Source organism: Accumulibacter sp., from assembly GCF_036625195.1.
Taxonomy (GTDB): Bacteria; Pseudomonadota; Gammaproteobacteria; order Burkholderiales; family Rhodocyclaceae; genus Accumulibacter.
This window is the reverse complement of record NZ_JAZKUG010000001.1, coordinates 1102134-1119435: the sequence shown is the minus strand read 5'-3', so window position 1 is coordinate 1119435 and position 17302 is coordinate 1102134. Positions and strand designations below refer to the sequence as shown.

General features: G+C 63.7%; 19 protein-coding genes and 1 pseudogene. 17 read left to right on the top strand and 3 right to left on the bottom strand.

The window, feature by feature from the left end; all coding sequences use genetic code 11:
* The first annotated feature begins 16 nt into the window (after nt 1-16).
* A complete protein-coding gene (locus V5B60_RS04845) occupies nt 17-952 on the top strand; it encodes a carbohydrate kinase family protein (protein ID WP_332345894.1) in 936 nt (311 codons plus the stop codon).
* A gap of 135 nt (nt 953-1087) precedes the next feature.
* Here V5B60_RS04845 and V5B60_RS04840 read toward each other — a convergent pair whose 3' ends face one another.
* A complete protein-coding gene (locus V5B60_RS04840) occupies nt 1088-1510 on the bottom strand; it encodes an MliC family protein (protein ID WP_332345892.1) in 423 nt (140 codons plus the stop codon).
* A 186-nt stretch (nt 1511-1696) separates the two neighbouring features.
* On the opposite strand from V5B60_RS04840, the gene V5B60_RS04835 reads away from it, so the two are divergent.
* From V5B60_RS04835 to V5B60_RS04825, 3 genes are all read left to right on the top strand, one after another.
* A complete protein-coding gene (locus V5B60_RS04835) occupies nt 1697-2626 on the top strand; it encodes a DUF3616 domain-containing protein (protein WP_332345891.1) in 930 nt (309 codons plus the stop codon).
* 106 nt (nt 2627-2732) lie between these two features.
* Nucleotides 2733-3806, top strand: a complete 1074-nt coding sequence (locus V5B60_RS04830; RefSeq protein WP_332345890.1) for an alkene reductase — start codon at nt 2733-2735, stop codon at nt 3804-3806.
* A gap of 135 nt (nt 3807-3941) precedes the next feature.
* A complete protein-coding gene (locus V5B60_RS04825; RefSeq protein WP_332345889.1) occupies nt 3942-4343 on the top strand; it encodes a bacteriohemerythrin in 402 nt (133 codons plus the stop codon).
* Between the two features lie 616 nt (nt 4344-4959).
* On the opposite strand, the gene V5B60_RS04820 is transcribed toward V5B60_RS04825, so the two are convergent.
* On the bottom strand, nt 4960-5148 hold the full coding sequence (locus V5B60_RS04820; RefSeq protein ID WP_332345888.1) for a hypothetical protein: 189 nt from the start codon (nt 5146-5148) through the stop codon (nt 4960-4962).
* A 505-nt stretch (nt 5149-5653) separates the two neighbouring features.
* Between V5B60_RS04820 and V5B60_RS04815 the strand changes: the two genes are divergently transcribed.
* From V5B60_RS04815 to V5B60_RS04805, 3 genes are all read left to right on the top strand, one after another.
* Nucleotides 5654-5827, top strand: a complete 174-nt coding sequence (locus V5B60_RS04815) for a hypothetical protein (RefSeq protein WP_332345887.1) — start codon at nt 5654-5656, stop codon at nt 5825-5827.
* Between the two features lie 99 nt (nt 5828-5926).
* Nucleotides 5927-7552 (top strand): methyl-accepting chemotaxis protein, encoded by a 1626-nt coding sequence (locus V5B60_RS04810; RefSeq protein WP_332345886.1) that lies wholly within the window; start codon nt 5927-5929, stop codon nt 7550-7552.
* A 161-nt stretch (nt 7553-7713) separates the two neighbouring features.
* The gene (locus tag V5B60_RS04805) at nt 7714-8055 is read left to right on the top strand and encodes a DUF995 domain-containing protein (RefSeq protein ID WP_332345885.1); all 342 of its coding nucleotides are present in this window, start codon (nt 7714-7716) and stop codon (nt 8053-8055) included.
* A gap of 133 nt (nt 8056-8188) precedes the next feature.
* Here V5B60_RS04805 and V5B60_RS04800 read toward each other — a convergent pair whose 3' ends face one another.
* Entirely contained in the window at nt 8189-8614 is a 426-nt protein-coding gene (locus tag V5B60_RS04800; RefSeq protein WP_332345884.1) for a YqaA family protein, read from the bottom strand.
* A 196-nt stretch (nt 8615-8810) separates the two neighbouring features.
* Between V5B60_RS04800 and V5B60_RS04795 the strand changes: the two genes are divergently transcribed.
* The 10 genes and pseudogenes from V5B60_RS04795 to V5B60_RS04750 all read left to right on the top strand — a co-directional run bounded on the left by V5B60_RS04795 (nt 8811) and on the right by V5B60_RS04750 (nt 17118).
* Entirely contained in the window at nt 8811-9173 is a 363-nt protein-coding gene (locus tag V5B60_RS04795) for a hypothetical protein (RefSeq protein ID WP_332345883.1), read from the top strand.
* 442 nt (nt 9174-9615) lie between these two features.
* On the top strand, nt 9616-10998 hold the full coding sequence (locus V5B60_RS04790) for a tyrosine-type recombinase/integrase (protein WP_332345882.1): 1383 nt from the start codon (nt 9616-9618) through the stop codon (nt 10996-10998).
* A 260-nt stretch (nt 10999-11258) separates the two neighbouring features.
* The gene (locus tag V5B60_RS04785) at nt 11259-11753 is read left to right on the top strand and encodes a hypothetical protein (protein WP_332345881.1); all 495 of its coding nucleotides are present in this window, start codon (nt 11259-11261) and stop codon (nt 11751-11753) included.
* Between the two features lie 134 nt (nt 11754-11887).
* Complete coding sequence (locus V5B60_RS04780) at nt 11888-12319, top strand: hypothetical protein (protein ID WP_332345880.1); 432 nt, start codon at nt 11888-11890, stop codon at nt 12317-12319.
* Between the two features lie 93 nt (nt 12320-12412).
* Nucleotides 12413-13024, top strand: coding sequence for a hypothetical protein (locus V5B60_RS04775; protein WP_332345878.1), 612 nt, complete (start codon nt 12413-12415; stop codon nt 13022-13024).
* A 257-nt stretch (nt 13025-13281) separates the two neighbouring features.
* Nucleotides 13282-13635 (top strand): annotated as a pseudogene (locus V5B60_RS04770) (JAB domain-containing protein); the annotation flags it as partial.
* A 134-nt stretch (nt 13636-13769) separates the two neighbouring features.
* Complete coding sequence (locus tag V5B60_RS04765; RefSeq protein ID WP_332345877.1) at nt 13770-14270, top strand: hypothetical protein; 501 nt, start codon at nt 13770-13772, stop codon at nt 14268-14270.
* A gap of 2 nt (nt 14271-14272) precedes the next feature.
* Nucleotides 14273-14551: a hypothetical protein gene (locus V5B60_RS04760; RefSeq protein ID WP_332345876.1), complete on the top strand. Its 279-nt coding sequence runs from the start codon at nt 14273-14275 to the stop codon at nt 14549-14551.
* Nucleotides 14552-14751: 200 nt separating this feature from the next.
* On the top strand, nt 14752-16200 hold the full coding sequence (locus V5B60_RS04755; RefSeq protein ID WP_332345875.1) for a hypothetical protein: 1449 nt from the start codon (nt 14752-14754) through the stop codon (nt 16198-16200).
* A gap of 288 nt (nt 16201-16488) precedes the next feature.
* Nucleotides 16489-17118 carry a hypothetical protein gene (locus V5B60_RS04750; RefSeq protein ID WP_332345874.1) on the top strand — a complete coding sequence of 210 codons (630 nt, stop codon included), beginning with the start codon at nt 16489-16491 and terminating at the stop codon, nt 17116-17118.
* Nucleotides 17119-17302 lie beyond the last annotated feature (184 nt).

Here is a 17302-nt window from a genome sequence, read left to right as displayed (position 1 = left end):
ACCGACACCAGATCCCATGTCCACACTCATCTGCGGCTCCATCGCCTTCGACAACATCATGGTCTTCCATGATCGCTTCAAGAATCACATCCTGCCGGAGCAGATCCACATCCTGAACGTCGCTTTCCTCGTACCCGAGATGCGGCGGGAGTTCGGTGGCTGCGCCGGCAACATCGCCTACAACCTCAGGTTGCTCGGTGGTGATCCGTTGATCATGGCCACTGTTGGCGACGACGCCGATCCCTATCTCGTTCGTCTCGACGACCACGGCGTCCCGCGCACCCATGTGCGCCGGATTACCGGCAGTTATACGGCACAGGCCTTCATCACCACCGATCTCGACGACAACCAGATCACGGCCTTTCACCCCGGGGCGATGAGCTACTCGCACCTGAACCGGGTTGCCGACGTGCACGGGGCCACCCTGGCGATCGTCGCACCCGATGGGCGTGACGGCATGCTGCAGCATGCCCGTGACCTGGCGGCGGCGGCCGTTCCGTTCGTCTTCGATCCGGGACAGGGGCTGCCGATGTTCTCCGGTGACGAGTTGACGGAGTTCATGCGCCTTGCCACCTATGCGTGCTTCAACGACTATGAAGCGAAGCTTCTTTGCGATCGTACGGGGCGCTCGCTCGAGGAACTCGCCACCATGGTCGAGGCGCTGATCGTGACGCGCGGCGGGGCCGGTTCCCACATTCATGTCGGGGGTCTTTGCATGGACATCCCCTGTGTTGCGGCTGTGGCCGTCGTCGATCCGACGGGCTGCGGCGACGCCTATCGCTCGGGCCTGCTTTACGGCATCGCAGCTGGTTGGGACTGGGAGAAGACCGGGCGCCTGGCGGCGGTCATGGGTGCGATCAAGATTGGCCATCGTGGTGGGCAGAACCACCGCCCACAGCGCAGCGAGATCGCCGAGCTCTATGGCAGAGCCTTTGGCAGCGCTCCCTGGTAGGCGCTCAGTCTGGTGCGGACGGGCGCGCGGCAGGGCTGGCGCCGCACCGTGCGGCCTGGTGGTGCGTCGCCGGTAACGCCACGCCCGAGGCAGACGCATGACTGGCTACCCGGCGACGCCAAGGAGCGGTCGGGATCAGCCGCTGGCCGTCCTGTTTGCCGCCGGCTTGCATTCATTGGCCAGCGGACGCCCGCTGTGAACATCCATCAGCACGCTTTTCCACGGCAGGTCGATCCACAGCAGACCGTTCTGCCGGTCCTCGTAACGCGGCAGTCCGGACGAGGAAGCCTGCCGTTGCAGGGTATGCCGCTTGCCCTCCCAGCGCAGTGCGATTGCCCGGTCATCGCGCCCGTGCCGCTCCACCTCGACGCTCTGTCCCAAGTCGCAGCGATAGGTCCCGCTGGCGAGCCGGAAGTCGAGCTGTTTGCGTTCCGACCGTGGGCGAGACTCCTTCCTGTCGCTGCTTTCCTGCGACGACTGCGTACTGCTCGTCGCGCAGCCGCCGAGCAGCAGGGCAAGCAAGGGCAATGAACTGCGCACAAACCACAGCATCGGCATGGTCCTCCACTCTGTCGCGAAGAACGATACCACGTCTCGCCGCTGGCTGACCAGATCACTGGCGCGTATGGCGGCTGCCACTGGCTTGCTGGGCACGGCCTGCGGTGCCGGTCCGTTCTTGCCACCCACCCGCCCGGCCATGACGCGCCTCGCGTCTGTCCGGGCCTGTCAGCCGGGGCGGCGCCGATGAGTCCTGACGATCACCCCGGTTTCCGTCCATTGACCGGCTGCTACGAACCGTCGGGAATCTTCCAGCTGGATGACGGCCGCTTCATCGTCGTCGAGGACGAGGAACAATGGCCGCTGAGCCTGCTGCAGCTCGATGCCCATGGTCCGGTTGACTGCACCCGGCTGCGCCTGCCGGCCACCGCCGGTGACGATGGGGATCGCTGGCGGTTCGACGATCTCGAGGCGGTCACGGGTGACCATGCGGGGTGCGTCTACGCCATCACCTCGCATTCGCGGAGCAAGGCGGGTGACGCGAGGGCGGCAAGGGAAAAGCTGTTGCGCTTTCGCGTGGCGGCTGGCGAGATGATCGAAGCGCGGGTGGTGGTCGATCTGAAGCAGGCGCTGACGGCTGCACACCCCCTGCTGGCCGCGGCCGGCGATATCCGCCGAGTGAAGAAGGACGGTGGCCTGAACATCGAAGGACTCGCGATGCGGCCGGATCGGCGCGTGCTGATGCTGGGTTTTCGCAGTCCGTTGTTCGACGGGCGGGCGATCATCGCCTGCATCGACAATCCGGACGCCATGTTCGACGCCGGACGGCAGCCGCAGATTGCCAACCAGCTGTTCAGCCTCGACCTGCATGGACAGGGCATCCGCGCCGTGGCGCATGTGCCGGTACTCGATGGTTACCTCGTCGTCGCGGGTCCCGTTGGCCGTGAGCCGACGCCTTTTGCCCTCTGGTTCTGGCGCGGTGGGCAGCAGGATCCGCCGCAGCGCGTGAGCGTGCGCGGGCTGCGGGGACTCGGACACGCCGAGGGGGTGGCTTCGGCGCAGATCGGCGGTCGCCAATGGGTCATTCTCGTCAGCGACGACGGCAGCCGGGCGGACGGGCGCTGTGCGAACTACCTGCTTCTTGATCCGCGGCAGCTGCAGATCGGACACGGATGATTGTCGCGAAGTGCCGCGGCAGCGGCAGGTCCGCAGGGGAATCGCCGCCCGCAGCACGCGCCCTTGCGCTAGTATTCACACTACCCTTTTCCGGAGACCATCAGGCATGTCCTCCCTCTTCAGTCCGCTCAGGCTCGGCGCCCTGAGCGTCGCCAACCGCATCTTCATGGCGCCGCTGACACGCTGTCGGGCGGACGCCGAGCACGTCCCGACGGCATTGATGGCAGAGTACTATGCGCAGCGAGCGAGCGCCGGGCTGCTGATTGCCGAGGCGACCATGGCAATGGAAGGAAACTCGTCGTTCTGGACAGAACCCGGAATTCACTCGCCGGCCCAGATTGCCGGCTGGCGGCGCGTCACCGACGCGGTGCACGCGGCCGGCGGCCTGATCTTTCTCCAGATCTGGCATGGCGGGCGTGCCTGCCACCCGTTGCTCAATGGCGGTGTCCAGCCAGTGGCGCCGAGCGCGATCCCGATCACCGGCGACGAGGTGCACACGCCGGAGGGAAAGAAGCCATACGTCGTGCCGCGTGAGCTGCGCGACGATGAAATGCCGTTGATCGTCGCCGGCTTCCGACAAGCTGCCGCCAACGCGCGCGCGGCCGGCTTCGATGGCGTCGAGGTGCACGCCGCCAACGGCTACCTTCTCGACGAGTTCCTGCGTGACGGTGCCAACAAGCGTACAGGTCCCTATGGTGGCCCGTTCGCCAATCGTGCGCGACTGCTCTGTGAAGTGCTTGCGGAAGTCTGCGCCGTGTGGAGCAGCGATCGCGTCGGCGTGCGCCTGTCGCCGCTCAACAGCTACAACAGCATGGTCGACAGCGACCCGATCGGGCTTGCTTCGTGGCTCGCCAGCCGGTTGAACGACTTCGACCTCGCTTATCTGCACCTCATGCGCGGTGACTTCTTCCAGCAGCAGAGCGGCGATGTGCTGACGCCGGTGCGGGCCAACTACAGAGGCACGCTGATCGGCAACATGGGCTACACGGCGGACGAAGCGGAGCGGGCCATCGGCGCCGGCCAAGTCGACGCCGTAGCCTTTGGTACCGCGTTCCTCGCCAATCCTGATCTGCCCGCTCGAATCAGGTCGGGTGCGCCGCTGAACCCGCCCAATCCGGCGACCTTCTACACGCCCGGTGCGGCCGGCTACACGGATTACCCGGTCTGGGTTCCCGGTTGATCGTCAAGTCCGAGCGGGGTGACGCACCGTTTCAGCAGTCGCGACGCCGTCGCCCCGAGGGTGTCGCCAGCGGCCGCCGCCGCCCACGTCATTCAACCACAACCTCGGGGCCGCTGGTCAGGCAGGAGAAGAGTCATGAAAGACATGGTCTGGGACAGGATACTGAGTGTCGGGGTCGACGAGATCGATGACGATCACCGCAAGCTGGTGAGTATTTTCAACATCCTCAATCACGCCGTGCTCGACGGAGAGTCACCGCGCTATGTTGCGGCGGTATTGGCAGAGCTGATCAACTGTACGGTCTGGCACTTCAGCCATGAAGAGCGGCTGATGCTGAAACATCGTTACGACGCAATGGACGAGCACCAGGCGGAGCATCAGGAACTGATCAAGAGCGCTCAGGATCTGCAGCAAGTGCTCCTGCGCGGCGACAAGCCGATGGTGGATGAGCACATTGAATTTCTCGAGCACTGGTTGACCGAGCACATACTCACCGCCGACTTGCGGCTGGGTTCCTACCTTTCCCAGGTTGTCTAGGCGGTAACGGACGAGGGCCTGCCGCGGCAGTGGCAACGGCAGCAGGAGCATCACCAGAGACCGCAGACCAGAGGACAGGGCACTTACCCAGCCGTCCCACTGCTCGCCCGTGTTGCCGCCAGCCCTCATCAGGCCTGCCGCCGGCGTACCGTCTGGCACGCCGGCGAGCGCCATCAACTGTGCCGGCAGCGGCGCGTTCGGCGTCAGCACCCCACAGTAACGATGCCCGCGCTGGCGTCGAGCGAGAAGCCGCCGCCGTGCTCCCAACTCGCCATCGTCTCGGCGCCTTCCGGATCAAGCACACTGCGGCGCTTCAGCACGCGCAGCAGACAACGGCGGATCTGGGTCCAGACTTCTTAGAGTAACTTCTGGACGGGGCCACTCCTTGAGTGAAACGTCGCTGATCCCGACGCGTCCGCCGCGAAGACGCCCGCGATGACGAGGCAGTGGGTGTGTTCATGCCTCCTCCCTCGAACCAATCGGCATTTGGCAAGGAAACCAAACGCGTCGAAGAGAGACCCGCCGGGAGATGGAGCAACTGGGTTTCCGAACTCTCGTCGGCTACATGCCGCCGGAAGCCGATGGCGAGCCAGCCGGGGAAGTCGATGTCCTTGCATCACGTGACGGTCATCTCTTCATCTTCTAGATCAAATCCGGCCAAATGCGCCAGGCACTGGAGGCGGCATGACATCATCGACCCACAACGCTGCGCAAGGCAGGAAAGCAACTGGAGCGGGAACTCGCTACGCTGGTTGACGTTTTCCCTGGTGATGGCATCCAATCCTCGAAAATCGCCTGTTGTCATTGCTACTTGCAAGGCTCAACCCGCCACATCCGTATATGCTGATTTGTGCGGATGGGGCTGCTGCCACCGAATCGATCGAAGTTCTGCAGGCGGAAACAGCTGTCGCTCGCCGCCAGTGCCGTGAGCACCCGCTCATGGCCGGAACCGCAATTCTGCTCTGGAGCTCAGGAGCTGACCCTCGCGGAAGATGGAGCCGGCGCAAAGGACCGCTACCTGGTCGGGTTGCCAATTCACGCGTCCGGCCAGCAGCCGCCTATCACGACCGGCAGTTTCTCGGCGGGCGAACATCGACGCTGCGATGCCGGAGCAGCCGGTGATTGAGAAGGTCTTCATGCACTTGGGGCTGGAACCGCAGGCGCCGCCCAAGGCGCCGGCACGCAAGTCGGTGCCCCGTCGCGCGGGCTGAGCCGCACCCGCTGTCAAGACGCACGCCTCCACGGTCGCCACGGATTTCCGGGGCGAAATTCGAGATTGACGCCCCTTGATGAAGGCTCATATACTTTCGATGGTGCAGTTGGATTTCCTATCCGTCATCGGGCTTGGCGGCGGCTGCCTGCTTGGCATCACCGGCCTGCTCAGCCCGGCGGGCGGCGCCGCCGGCGTCTGGCTCGCGGCCACGGCGAGCCTCGTGCTCGCGGGAGTGCTGGTCTTTCTATTTCCTGGCGATGTCCCGTCCTGAGACCGTGGGCCGGCTTCACGGCCTATCATGCGAAGCTAATATTTCTCACGGCATTGGGGGCTACATGGGGCCTTCAACCGATTGACATCCGGGGCGATCATGTCGTTCAGAAGCAAGCTGTGGCTGTTGGTTGCCGTTTTTTCCGCCGGTTTTGTCGCCTCCGGTCTTTTCTGGCTCGTGACCTTGAACCACGTGAAGGTCAACGGCCCGGTCTACCGGCACATCGTCCAGCAAAAGGACTTGCTGGCTGACATCCTGCCTCCCCCTGAATATCTGGTCGAATCGTTTCTGGTCAGCCTGCAAATGGCCCAGGTGGACTCGGCCCGTCTGCCCGGCTTGATCGACAAGGCCAACCGGCTCGCCAGGGACTTCGACTCCCGCCATCAATATTGGGAAAAGGAACTGCCAACGGGGCCAACCAGGACGCTGCTCATCGAAAAGGCCTACCAGCCTGGACGCGAAATGCTCGACCTGCAACAGCGCGAGTTCATCCCGGCGCTTCAGCGGGGCGACGCCCAGGCGGCCAACGCCGCCCTTGCCCGGCTCAGCGAACGGTACGAGAGCCACCGCGCCGCCATTGAGGAACTCGTCAGGATCGCCACTTCCGAAGCCGCAAGGCAAGAAGCCGAGGTCGCCACCACCGTCGGCCGGGAATCCTTTCTGGCCGGCGTTTTGTCCGTGGTCTTCCTGGTGCTCGGCGCGGGCGTTTCGTTGTGGATCCTCCGCGATGTAATGCGCCAGCTCGGCGGCGACCCGGCGTATGCCTCCGAAACCGTCCTGCGCATCGCCCGCGGCGACCTCTCCTTCACGATCGATACCCTGCCGGGAGACGACAAAAGCCTTCTGGCCGGCATGAGGCAGATGCAGGCCTCCCTGCACGACGTCATCGTCCAGATCCACAATGCCGCCGAGCGCCTTGGCGACGCCGCGCAATCGCTGGCCTCGACGGCCCAGCAGGTGGCCGACGGCTCCAGCCAGCAAAGCGATTCGGCCTCCTCGATTGCCGCTTCGGTCGAGCAGATGACCGCCAGCATCGGCCAAGTCAGCAACAGCGCCCGATCCGCCCACGCGCTGGCGGACGAGGCGCGCCGGCTCTCACTCGAAGGCGCCCGCCACGTCAGCGAAACCGTCGGCGAAATGAACACCATTGCCAGCGCGGTGGATAGTTCGGCCAGAGTCGTGCGCGAACTGGGCGAACAATCGCAGAATATTTCGCGCATCGTCGGCGTGATCCGGGAAATCGCCGACCAGACCAACCTGCTGGCGCTCAATGCCGCCATCGAGGCCGCGCGGGCCGGGGAGCAGGGACGCGGCTTCGCGGTGGTAGCCGACGAGGTGAGGAAGCTCGCCGAGAAGACCGCCTCCTCGACCCAGGAAATCTCGGGAATGATCGACGGCATCCAGCAGGGCACCCAGACGGCCGTCAGGCAGATGGAGGCCGGCTCGTCCCAGGTCGAAACCGGCGTCAATGTCGCCAACGCCACCGGTGAAGCCATGACCCATATCGAAAGCGGCGCCGGCAAGGTGCTCGTCGCGGTGGACGACATCTCGACTGCGTTGCGCGAGCAGGCCGTCGCCAGCGACCAAATTTCCCAAGGCATCGAACGCATCGCCCAGATGACCGAAGAAAACAGTGCCGCCGTCAGCGCCGTATCGCGGGCCGCCAGCGAACTCCAGCATCTGGCCGCTGGACTGAGGGACAACGTCGACCGGTTCCGCCTGTAGTTCCTCCGAACTCCGACACGCCCCGAGGTAAATCGCGGCGGCCAAATTGACCTCCCTCCCGAAGTCCATGATCGTCGTTCCAACCGACGGTTGCTGCCGATCGCCGGTAGGCGAAGCCGACATCAAGAGGTGGAGGTCGCCATGAACCATCTCAGGGCCGCGTGTTTCACATCGCACTCTTGTTTGCCGCCCCGGTTGCGCTGCCGGGGGAGCCGGCTGCAGTATTCGGGGACCTTGATGCCCTGCATCCGCAGAAGCTGAACAAGGAGCAGGTCGAACAACTGCGCACGGGCGCCCGGATGAGCCGCGTGACGCCCGGCGGCGGCGCGAACAACTGGATCAACGAACCGGGTGGCGCCTTCGCTGTTTCGACCGACAGTCGATCGCGGATCGCGGCGACCACGATGATCCAAGTATCGTCATCGCCCGGAACCTGGAATATCTTTGCGGAAGGGCAATACTGCCTCACCATCGAATGGACGAGGGTGCCCACCGAGAGTTAGGTGGTGCCGCCATGTCTTCAAGAACGAGGACAGCTACTGCTCTTACCGCTCCGACCAGAACCGAGCCGACAAGGCCCACCGGTACGAAGTCAATGGAAAGTTGAAGGCGGCGTCCGCTGATCCGGCGACCCGCTCAGACAACCGAAGCCCCCCAGGCCACGAACAGATAGCGTAGCCCCTTGCCCAGCGCCATCCAGAACGGGCCGGGCAGGGCAGGCAGGCGCAGGGCGCTGGCCGCCGCGCACAGCGCATCGCCGATCACCGGCATCCAGGCGAACAGGAGCGAGATCGGCCCCCAGCGACGCATCTGGACGAGACGCGCCGACGAAAGGCGGTCGACGAAGCGCTGCGGCAGCAGGTGGGCCAAGCCATAAGTGGTCATGCCCCCGAGCGTATTGCCCAGCGTGGCCAGCAGCAGTGCCTCCGTCGCTTGCTCCGGGTGCAGCTTCACAAGCGCGAACAGCACCCCTTCCGAAGCGCCGGGAAACAGCGTTGCCGCCAGAAAACCGGAGATGAATAGCCCGAGCAGGCCCGCCTCCGGCGTGATCCAGGATTCCATGGCCACATATTACGGCCTGTGAAGGAAGGTGGCCGGCGCGCTGCCAAGATGTTGTCCGAGCCGTCATCGGTGATCAGGTTGTCGACCGCCGCGCCGACGAGGGTGAAGACGACTTCGTGGAACCGGCGAGGGTCGAAGCACTGGCGCGCGCCGAGCGTCCGTGCCGCGTACTCCTGCTGCCCGATCAGGTACTGCAGTGAGCGCCCTGCAATGTCGCCTCGCGAGACTGGAAGACGTTCTGCTGTCGAAGCCCAGACCGGTGGTCTGCCTGTTGAGTGAGCCGGCGAGCGATGCTCCGGCCGCGGTGTGGGCGGAATACCGGCGACAGGTTCAGGAAGCGACGGCTCGCGGAGCTTTCCTCATCCTGCTGGTGCAGATGAGGCCGATCGACGGGCCGCGCATCGGGAAGGGTGTGACTTACGGCGGCAGCGAATTCGAGGCGCAGCTGGCTGCGGCGTCGATGCATCGGTCCAGGCTGGGCAACGAGAGCCTGCCGAGCGACGTGATGAAGAGCTTGTCTGCAAACGTGATCAGGCCGGTCCATGCCAACGAGGCATAGACACGGTCTAGCTCAGCGACGCCGAGTCAGAACACCACCCCTGTTCCTTGCTCGGTAGCTGGTCGGTTGCCCGAGCATGCCTCACACACGTGGCGTCGCAAGCCGGTTTCTTGCTTGGCAGCGTTGATCCGAATGGCCCGAATCCGCTTACCACTTGCTTGCCGAAGAAACAGAAACCGAAAAGCCCAACCTTGTTGGTCAGGCTTGCGTATTGATCCAGTTGGTGGTGATGGGTGGAATCGAACCACCGACCTAAGGGTTATGAATCCACACTTCTAAGCGTTTTTCGACGTTGAAGGGTATGCGCGAACTGTAGTCAAAACTCGTGCAAACAAGCACTTGAGAAAAACAGGCATTGCTTGATGTTGAACCGGGTTGCTGTAAAATGGCTACATGGTGGCTACACGGAACCGCCCGTGTAGCCAAACCCGGAGACGATGACATGAACCGCGAACGCCTGACACCCGACCGCATCCGCCGCTTGACCCTGCCCGAGGGCGCTGGGCAATCCTTCACCTGGGACACGGACGCGCCGCGGCTGGCCGTTCGTGTGACCGCTGGCGCCAAGTCGTTCATCTTTGAATCCAAGCTGAACCGGCGGACGGTCCGCGTGACCATCGGCGACACCCGAGTGTGGACGCTGAGCGCCGCCCGTGACGAAGCGCGCCGGCTGCAAGCGATGACCGACCAAGGCCTAGACCCGCGCCAAGAGAAGCGCGAGCGCATCGCTGCCGCACAAGCCAAGGGCGCTGAAGAGGAAGCGAAGAAGATCGAATTGGAGCGCATCGCTAAGCCGGCACTCGACGCATGGCAAGCCTACCTTGCTGCGCGTTCCCCTCGGTGGAGTCAAAGCCATATCGGGGACCATGCGACCGTGAGCAAGGAAGGTGGCGAGCCGCGCACCCAAGGACGCCGGCCCGGAGAGAGTGACAAGACGTTGCCGGGCATCCTTCGCCCGCTGCTGCTGCTTCCTCTGGCGCAGATCGACGCCGACCGGGTACGCGCATGGCTCCAAGATGAATCGGCACATCGCCCGACACACACCCGGCTTGCCTTCGGGCTGCTGCGCGCCTTCCTGAACTGGTGCAGTGACCGCCCCGAGTACCGCGACCAAGCGCACAAGGACGCGTGCATCACCCGCATGGCCCGCGACGAACTGCCGAAGAAAGCATCGAAGGACGATTGCCTGCAGCGCGAGCAACTGCCGGCGTGGTTCGCCGCCGTGCGCCAGATCGGAAACCCTGTCATCGCCGCGTACTTGCAGACAACGCTACTGACTGGCGCGCGCCGTGAAGAGGTGGCCGGCATCCGGTGGGAAGATGTCGACTTCACGTGGCAATCGCTGACCATCAAGGACAAGGTCGACGGCGAGCGCACGATCCCGCTGACGCCCTACGTTGCTTCGCTGCTGGCTGCACTGCCGCGCCGCAATGCGTGGGTCTTCTCAAGCACCGCCGCGGCATCAGGAAGGATTCAGGAGCCGCGCATCGGACACAACAGGGCACTGACCGCTGCCGGGCTTCCGGCGCTGTCGATTCACGGCCTGCGCCGCTCCTTTGGCACGCTGGCGGAATGGGTGGAGTGCCCCGCGGGAGTCTCGGCGCAGATCATGGGCCACAAGCCGAGCGCGACCGCCGAGAAACACTACCGCGTTCGCCCGCTCGATCTGCTGCGCCAGTGGCACACCAAGATTGAAGACTGGATTCTGGCGCAGGCCGGAATCGAGCAGCCCTCCGAGGGGCGCTCCCCTGGCCTGCGGGTGGTGTCCAAAGAAGGCAGCAGCGAGATCCCTGGGTCATCAATGACGACTATCCATGTCGCTTGACATCCCCTGATCCGAGGGTAAAATTTGAACTGTTGCGCCGATTTGAGTTTCAGCTTGCGGGCGCCTTACAAATACGGCTAAAGCGAGGGGAACCCGTCGTCAGCTGTTATGGCTGGGCGGGTTTTTCTTTTTCTGAGGAATACTGATGCGATCGCTTTGAAAGTCTTTCGAGCTGGCGACATCTCTTGCACAGGGACAGGTACGTCCTAGTCGTTCGTGCATAGGGATGCCGTGCTCTTTAACTTGTCAGGAGATCGCAGATGCATACCAACACAAAACCCCGCGTGGGCTATGGTCAGGGCTGGGCTGAAACGGCCGAAATCACCGCACCGGTCGTTCGCGTTCGTACCGGCGTCACCGTCCAGCGCGGCGAGTACCGCGGCATCAACGGAAAACCCGCCGCCTTCGTCTGGAGGGACGAAGTCACCGAAGTACCTGCCCGCGAGATTATCGTCCGGGTCGGTCGTGAAGGCGCCTGGCTCTGGGAAGGTCGAACCCGGATCGACGTCAGGACAGCCTTTCCGAACAACAAGGAAGCAGCGCGTCTGGTTCGCTCCTTTCAGGATTGGCAACGCTTCTTCGAGAAGTATTACGACGTAAACAGGCCCCAGCGCTTCTTCTGGGGCCGCTACCACCAGGAAGGGCTGAGCCTGGCGCGGCAGCTGCAGGCCGCACTGATTGATGTCGCGGTCGTGCGGTACCAGCGCCCGACAGAGGATCCCCAGGCCCATGCGGTTGAGGAGCTCGATTTGTAACCACCGGGGGCTTCGGCCACTGTCGCCGAGTTAAGACAACTTGCAGGGCGACTCACAAATACTGCTAAAGCGTCGCTCGCTTCTCCACCCCTGGAAGCCGGCTGCGCCGGATCATCAGGGGTGAGGAGCCAACCATGAAACCGCCGCCGCATTCTGACCACCATCCACACGCATTCCGTGAAATTCCCCTGCCCTCGGGCACGGTGCTTGGTCTCTGGGCTGACCCGTTCATTGAACTCGCCACTAGCGGCGACTGGCGGGTTGCCTGCGCCTTCAGTCGCCCGATTGCCGTCACTGACTTTCTCGTCATCGTCTCCTGGACCGGTGCCACCTGGAGCGACACGAGCGTGAGGCTGGGCAGGGAGACCAGCCTTCAGCTATCGTCGGATGATCAACAGATGTTCCAGGAATGGCTGGCGGACGAGCAGACGATCGCCTGGTTCGCCGAGCTCCAGCAGGTGGCAGAGTCCGCCGTGACCGCCCTGCAGGCGACTGCCGTCACGGCTCTGACACTGGCAATCCAGAACCCTGCAACGGTCTATGTGGACAACGACGTGCCAGCATGAAGGTCCCCGGGAACCAGCTTGCCCGGAAACGCCTTGGCGTGCAGGCGCCCGTCGATTCACCCGCTCCGGTGCCGACGCCGGAGCGTGTTTCCATTGGCGATTCGTAACGTGTGGCCATTTGCCAAACGCGGTACCCGTGTCGATGCCGCCCCCAACCTGTCGTTACCCGCCATCTTGCCAGCCGACCTCTCGGTTTTTGGCACCAATGACGCCGTGATCAAGCTTTGGCTTCCCGAGCGACTGACTCTGGCCCTTGAAAGCCTGAGCGCCAGCCAAGGCCTGAGTCGCCCCGATGTCCTGCGCTGGCTGCTGTTCGAGCACGTCTATGGCCGTACCGCTCTCGGGCAGTTGCAAACCTGGAAGCGTAAGAAGGAGGCTGAAGTGGCGGAAGCTCGTCGTCGCGCGCTCGATCAGACAGCGGCCTCCGGAGCTTGCTTCAGCCCGGCACGGGCGGTTCCTGCCGAACGAACGATCACCGCCCGGCTTCTCGGCAAATCTGTCGAGGATTTCAAACTGTGGCTGCCATTGGCGCTGAAGATTCAGCTCGACGTACTGGCAACACTGGAAGGTCTCGGGCTCTCCGATTACCTGCGCAAGACCCTGGTGCGCCTCCTGCTCGGCGAGGCCTTCCACCACCAGTGGCGGACTGCTGTCGGCAACTTACCGAAGGAAGTTCGGCGATTCGAACAAGGCGGCGACATTTGAGGGGAATTTCTCCCCGGACAGCAAGCCAGCCGCTACAGTGATTCCATCGCCGAGTTATCGATACTTGCGGGCGATTCACAAATTCAGCTAAACGTCGCCAAGGCACCTCCACCCCGGGGCCCGGCGAACGCCGGAAAGACCGGGGCCAGGAGCATCAAGTGATCTTCAAGCAGCAAGAACGCGATGTGATCGCTCCCGTTATCGCGATCCTCGAAACGCGGGCGCGCTATGACGGCATGATTTTCTCGGCACCGGATTCTGTCGGCGACTATCTGCGTCTGCGTGTCGGCAGCGTCGAACATGAAGTCTTCGGCGTCCTTTGGCTCGATGCGCAGAACCGGCTCATCGAAGCGGAGGAGCTGTTCCGGCGCACCTTGACCCAGACGTCGGTCTATCCGCGTGAAGTGGTCAAGAGCGCTTTGGCAAAGAATGCCGGCGCAGCGATCCTGTATCACAACCATCCCAGCGGCAGTGCGGAGCCCTCGCGGGCCGACGACTTGCTGACCACTACGCTGAAGACCGCGCTCGGTCTGGTGGAGGTGCGCGTGGTTGACCACTTCGTCGTCACCGCGGGCCAGGCGATTTCCTTCGCCGAACGCGGCCTGATCTGAGCAGAAAGGCGAGGCGCAAGCAGCGTGACGCGCCAGCACTCTCAAAAGACTGGTCCACCTCATGGGCCGGGGGGATTTAGTCCGAATTGCGGCCCCCGCCACCTGGCAAAGCCCGCTAAACAGGAGAAAACATCATGGCCGCCATTTCGATTCAAGTCACTCCCCAAGGCATCCGTTCCGTCATGGTTGAACAGGAGCTCGTATTCTTCATCGGGCCGTCACCCGACAACCCGCTCGGTAGCGTCCCTGACTACGGTCGTCGCGTCGAGGACGTCCTTCCCTTCCTTGCCGAAACCGGTGCCCGACACGCCGAGTTCCAGGCAGCCGTTGCCGCTGCACTGGGCGTGCCGATCAAGCATCTTGAGACATCCCTCCGCAGCGGCGGCAAGCACGGCGTGATATGTCCGAGCCTTTGCCTCGACCTCGTTGCCTCCGAGGCAGCGGATGGCACGCCCCTGTTCCACCTCAGCAGCCCGCGCAACGGTGCGGCACTGTGCCGAGCACTGATCCACCTGCTCGACGCCGACTGGGTCGACGTGTGGTGGATCGGCACCCTCGGCATCGCCCAGATCACCTGCGAGCGTGCGGGTCGCGTCGTGTGCTTCAAGGGCAACGGCAAGACGGAGAAACTGTGATCATGACCACCACTCTCCAGCAGGCCGTGGCGGCTCGCGGCAGCGACGAGAGGCGCGCTGCCGCCCATTGGCGCCGACGCAGTCCTCGCCTCGCTGGCGACCGCTCCAAGAGCTGGCCGGACACCAGGATGATCAGCCTGTCCTTGCGCGACCATCGCGATGTCAATGCCCACGCCCAGGCGCTGACAGACCTCGGAAGCCACGCCTTCACCAGGTCGTCGGCCGGGGTCTCGGCCAGCGTCGCCGCCTGGTCGCTGCTCAATCACCTGAAGGGAGCCTGACCATGACGGCCACCTTCCTGCGAGACGCCACGCATGCGCCACGCCCGACAGCCCTGCTGGCACGTCATCCGGGTGCATTGATCCCCGAACGCCTCGAGCACGCCCTGGAACTCATCTGGGACCACCTGCTCGCCCAGTTGGCGACCCCTATCGTAACCAACGACACCCGCGCCCGCCGGGTCGCCGAATTCTTTGGCTGCGTGCGCTACATCCGCAGCAAGCGAAGTGGCGGGGTGAGTCTCACCCACTTAACGCCACTGGTCGGTCAGCGGAAGTTCGTCCCGGCAAAGTATCGCTGGAGCCTCGATCTTCCGATGCTGCCCAATGGCGGCTTCCTCGAACACTATCTGTGTGGTTGGTGGCGGGTGCTCGGCGACGTGTTGCGTCACCCGGGCGACCAAGACGGGGCGGAGGCTTTCCTCGTCTCGGTCCAGAACGAGCTGTGGCAATCCCTGCGCCGCAGCACTTACTGGCAGCGCTTGCGCTACGCCTTGCGCGAAGCGATCCAGCCTGATCCACAGATCCTCGCCTGGGCTCGGGCAGGCCGCCCGCGGCACCTCAATCACTTTGTCTGCAACCTCCTCTACAACCGGACGATACGTTACCAGGCGCAGTACGCGCAGGTGCAACGAGACAACCCGCGACTGGTCTGGCTGCTGACGTTCCTCCTCGACGAAGGTCTGTGCGGTGCGAGCGATCAAGTGGTTGCATGGATGAAGCGTGAAATCGAGCGCGGGAGGGTCAGCCCGGCGGGCTGGCGTCTGCTCGCCAACGGACAAGAGAAGGACTTTCGCCATGTCCGTGACTGGATCGGTCCGGACGGTGAGGTCACCGGGCGGAGTCTCGAACTTGCTTGCTGGCTGCGCTGCCTGATGGCTCTGCGCCGAACAACCCCGATGGCACCGGCGATCCAACGGCTCCTTCTTCACGACGCGTTTGACACCGCAGGTTGTGCCATCTGTTTCCGGAATGTGCGCCTGCCGGTGCCGGTAGTCCGCATCCTGCTGGCCGAGGCGGAGCGCCGGCTTGGTGCAGGCTCGCTGGCGCCATTCGTGCGCAACGATCTGGTGGAAGTGATGACCTGGTTGGAGGCCGGGCAGCCGGTGCTCGTCAAGAATCAGCTCAAGGCAGGCTGGGAGCATCTGACTCGGCGGGCGGCGGAATGGAAACGCGAAGCTGAGGCGTCGGCAGCCCTCGGGCACCTCGAATGGGTCTCGGCCCTGGGCACTGTTCGCGCCGGAGAGTGGACCATCACGCCGCTCACGAATGTGTGGCAGGTGCGGCGGGAAGCGCTGCGGCAGCACCACTGTGCCGACCGGTACCTTGAAGAGTGCGCGGCAGGGACCATGCGCCTGTTCAACGTCACCAACGCGGTGGGCAAGCCCGTGGCAACGATCGGGATTGAGCGTAAGAAGGACCGCTGGACATCCATCGGCATCCGCGCCAGCTGCAATAGAGCGGTGACCGGCACTCTGGTGGGGCTGGACGAAACGGTGGTCCGGCGCTACACCGATGTCTGGCGTCTTGCGCAGACGGTTTCGCCTGAGCCATCTGAAGTCCTGACGCCAACCGCCGAAGCGGAAGAGAACGATCAAGCCATTCTCAGGCATCTAGATGCAACGGCTGGCCATCCTTACCGACCCGGATGACCCGATGTTGCCAGCAGCGATCGCCATAGAACGGGCACTGATGGCGATGAAAGGAGACCAGCGCACGTCGTAGCTACCGACCCTTGTAAGAGCGAACGCGGCCTAATCCACCGCCCGAACGGGAAACGGATCGGGGGGATTTCGTCTGACTTGCCGCCCCCGTCATTTTGACACCGCGGCTAAACCGGAGAAGAAAATGAACCGTCATGCATTGCTGAAGTCGCTTGCCGTCCTTGGCCAAGCCATCGCTGTCCCACGGAATGTCCTCGCCCCGGCGCCGGAGCGGCGATGATGGAAATCGATCCCGACTTCCGCCCTTCGGGCTACTTCTGGCCGCTCAGCCTGGAGACCCACCTGCTGGGAACTGTAAAAGGTGCCGAGCGTCAGCGGCATATCCGGATACTGCGAGAACAGGGCCGGCTGAGCGAACTGGCGGACTGGCTGGCCGCTGAGTCGCTCAGCGACGACGTGCGTGCGTCTCTCGGCCGCATCCACCCTAGCCTCATGGGCGGCGAGTACCTTCCCGACCTGGGTTGGAGTGAGGTCGAAATCGCCCGTATCAGCCTGCGCTCCGTCACCGGTGACGTCATCAGCGTGCGGGCGACCAAAGGGAAACGGCGAATCTATTACCGTATCGTTGATGAGTACAAGGGCGGCACGCTGACCGAACATACCCGGCGAACCTCGATTCGACCGCTGACGCTGGGCCAACTCGAACAATTCATCGAGCGCGCCGCTTTAACGCTGGGTATCATCGCCCGTAACCTGGACGTCGGCAGCGACCTCGACCGGCTGAAGGATTTCCTGACCGCCAGCTCCCCGTTTTACCCCGAACTGGCGGCACTCTATTGCAAGCGTTTCACCGAGTGGACGGAGGGCATTCAGGCGCAGCGAGCAGGCGAGGACGAAGAAGAATAGGACTAGGAGGACGGCCTGGAAATCGGGAATGCTGTGACGCCACCGATTTGGGACCGCGCGTGCCCTCGAACAAGGTCTTGGCCTCCTCCTGGGTCGCCTTCTTCCACTGCCCAACCTAGACCGGATGAACCCCTTGGTCCTGGGCAATCTCGTTAGCAGCTCGTACGTCCGCCACGTTGAAAGG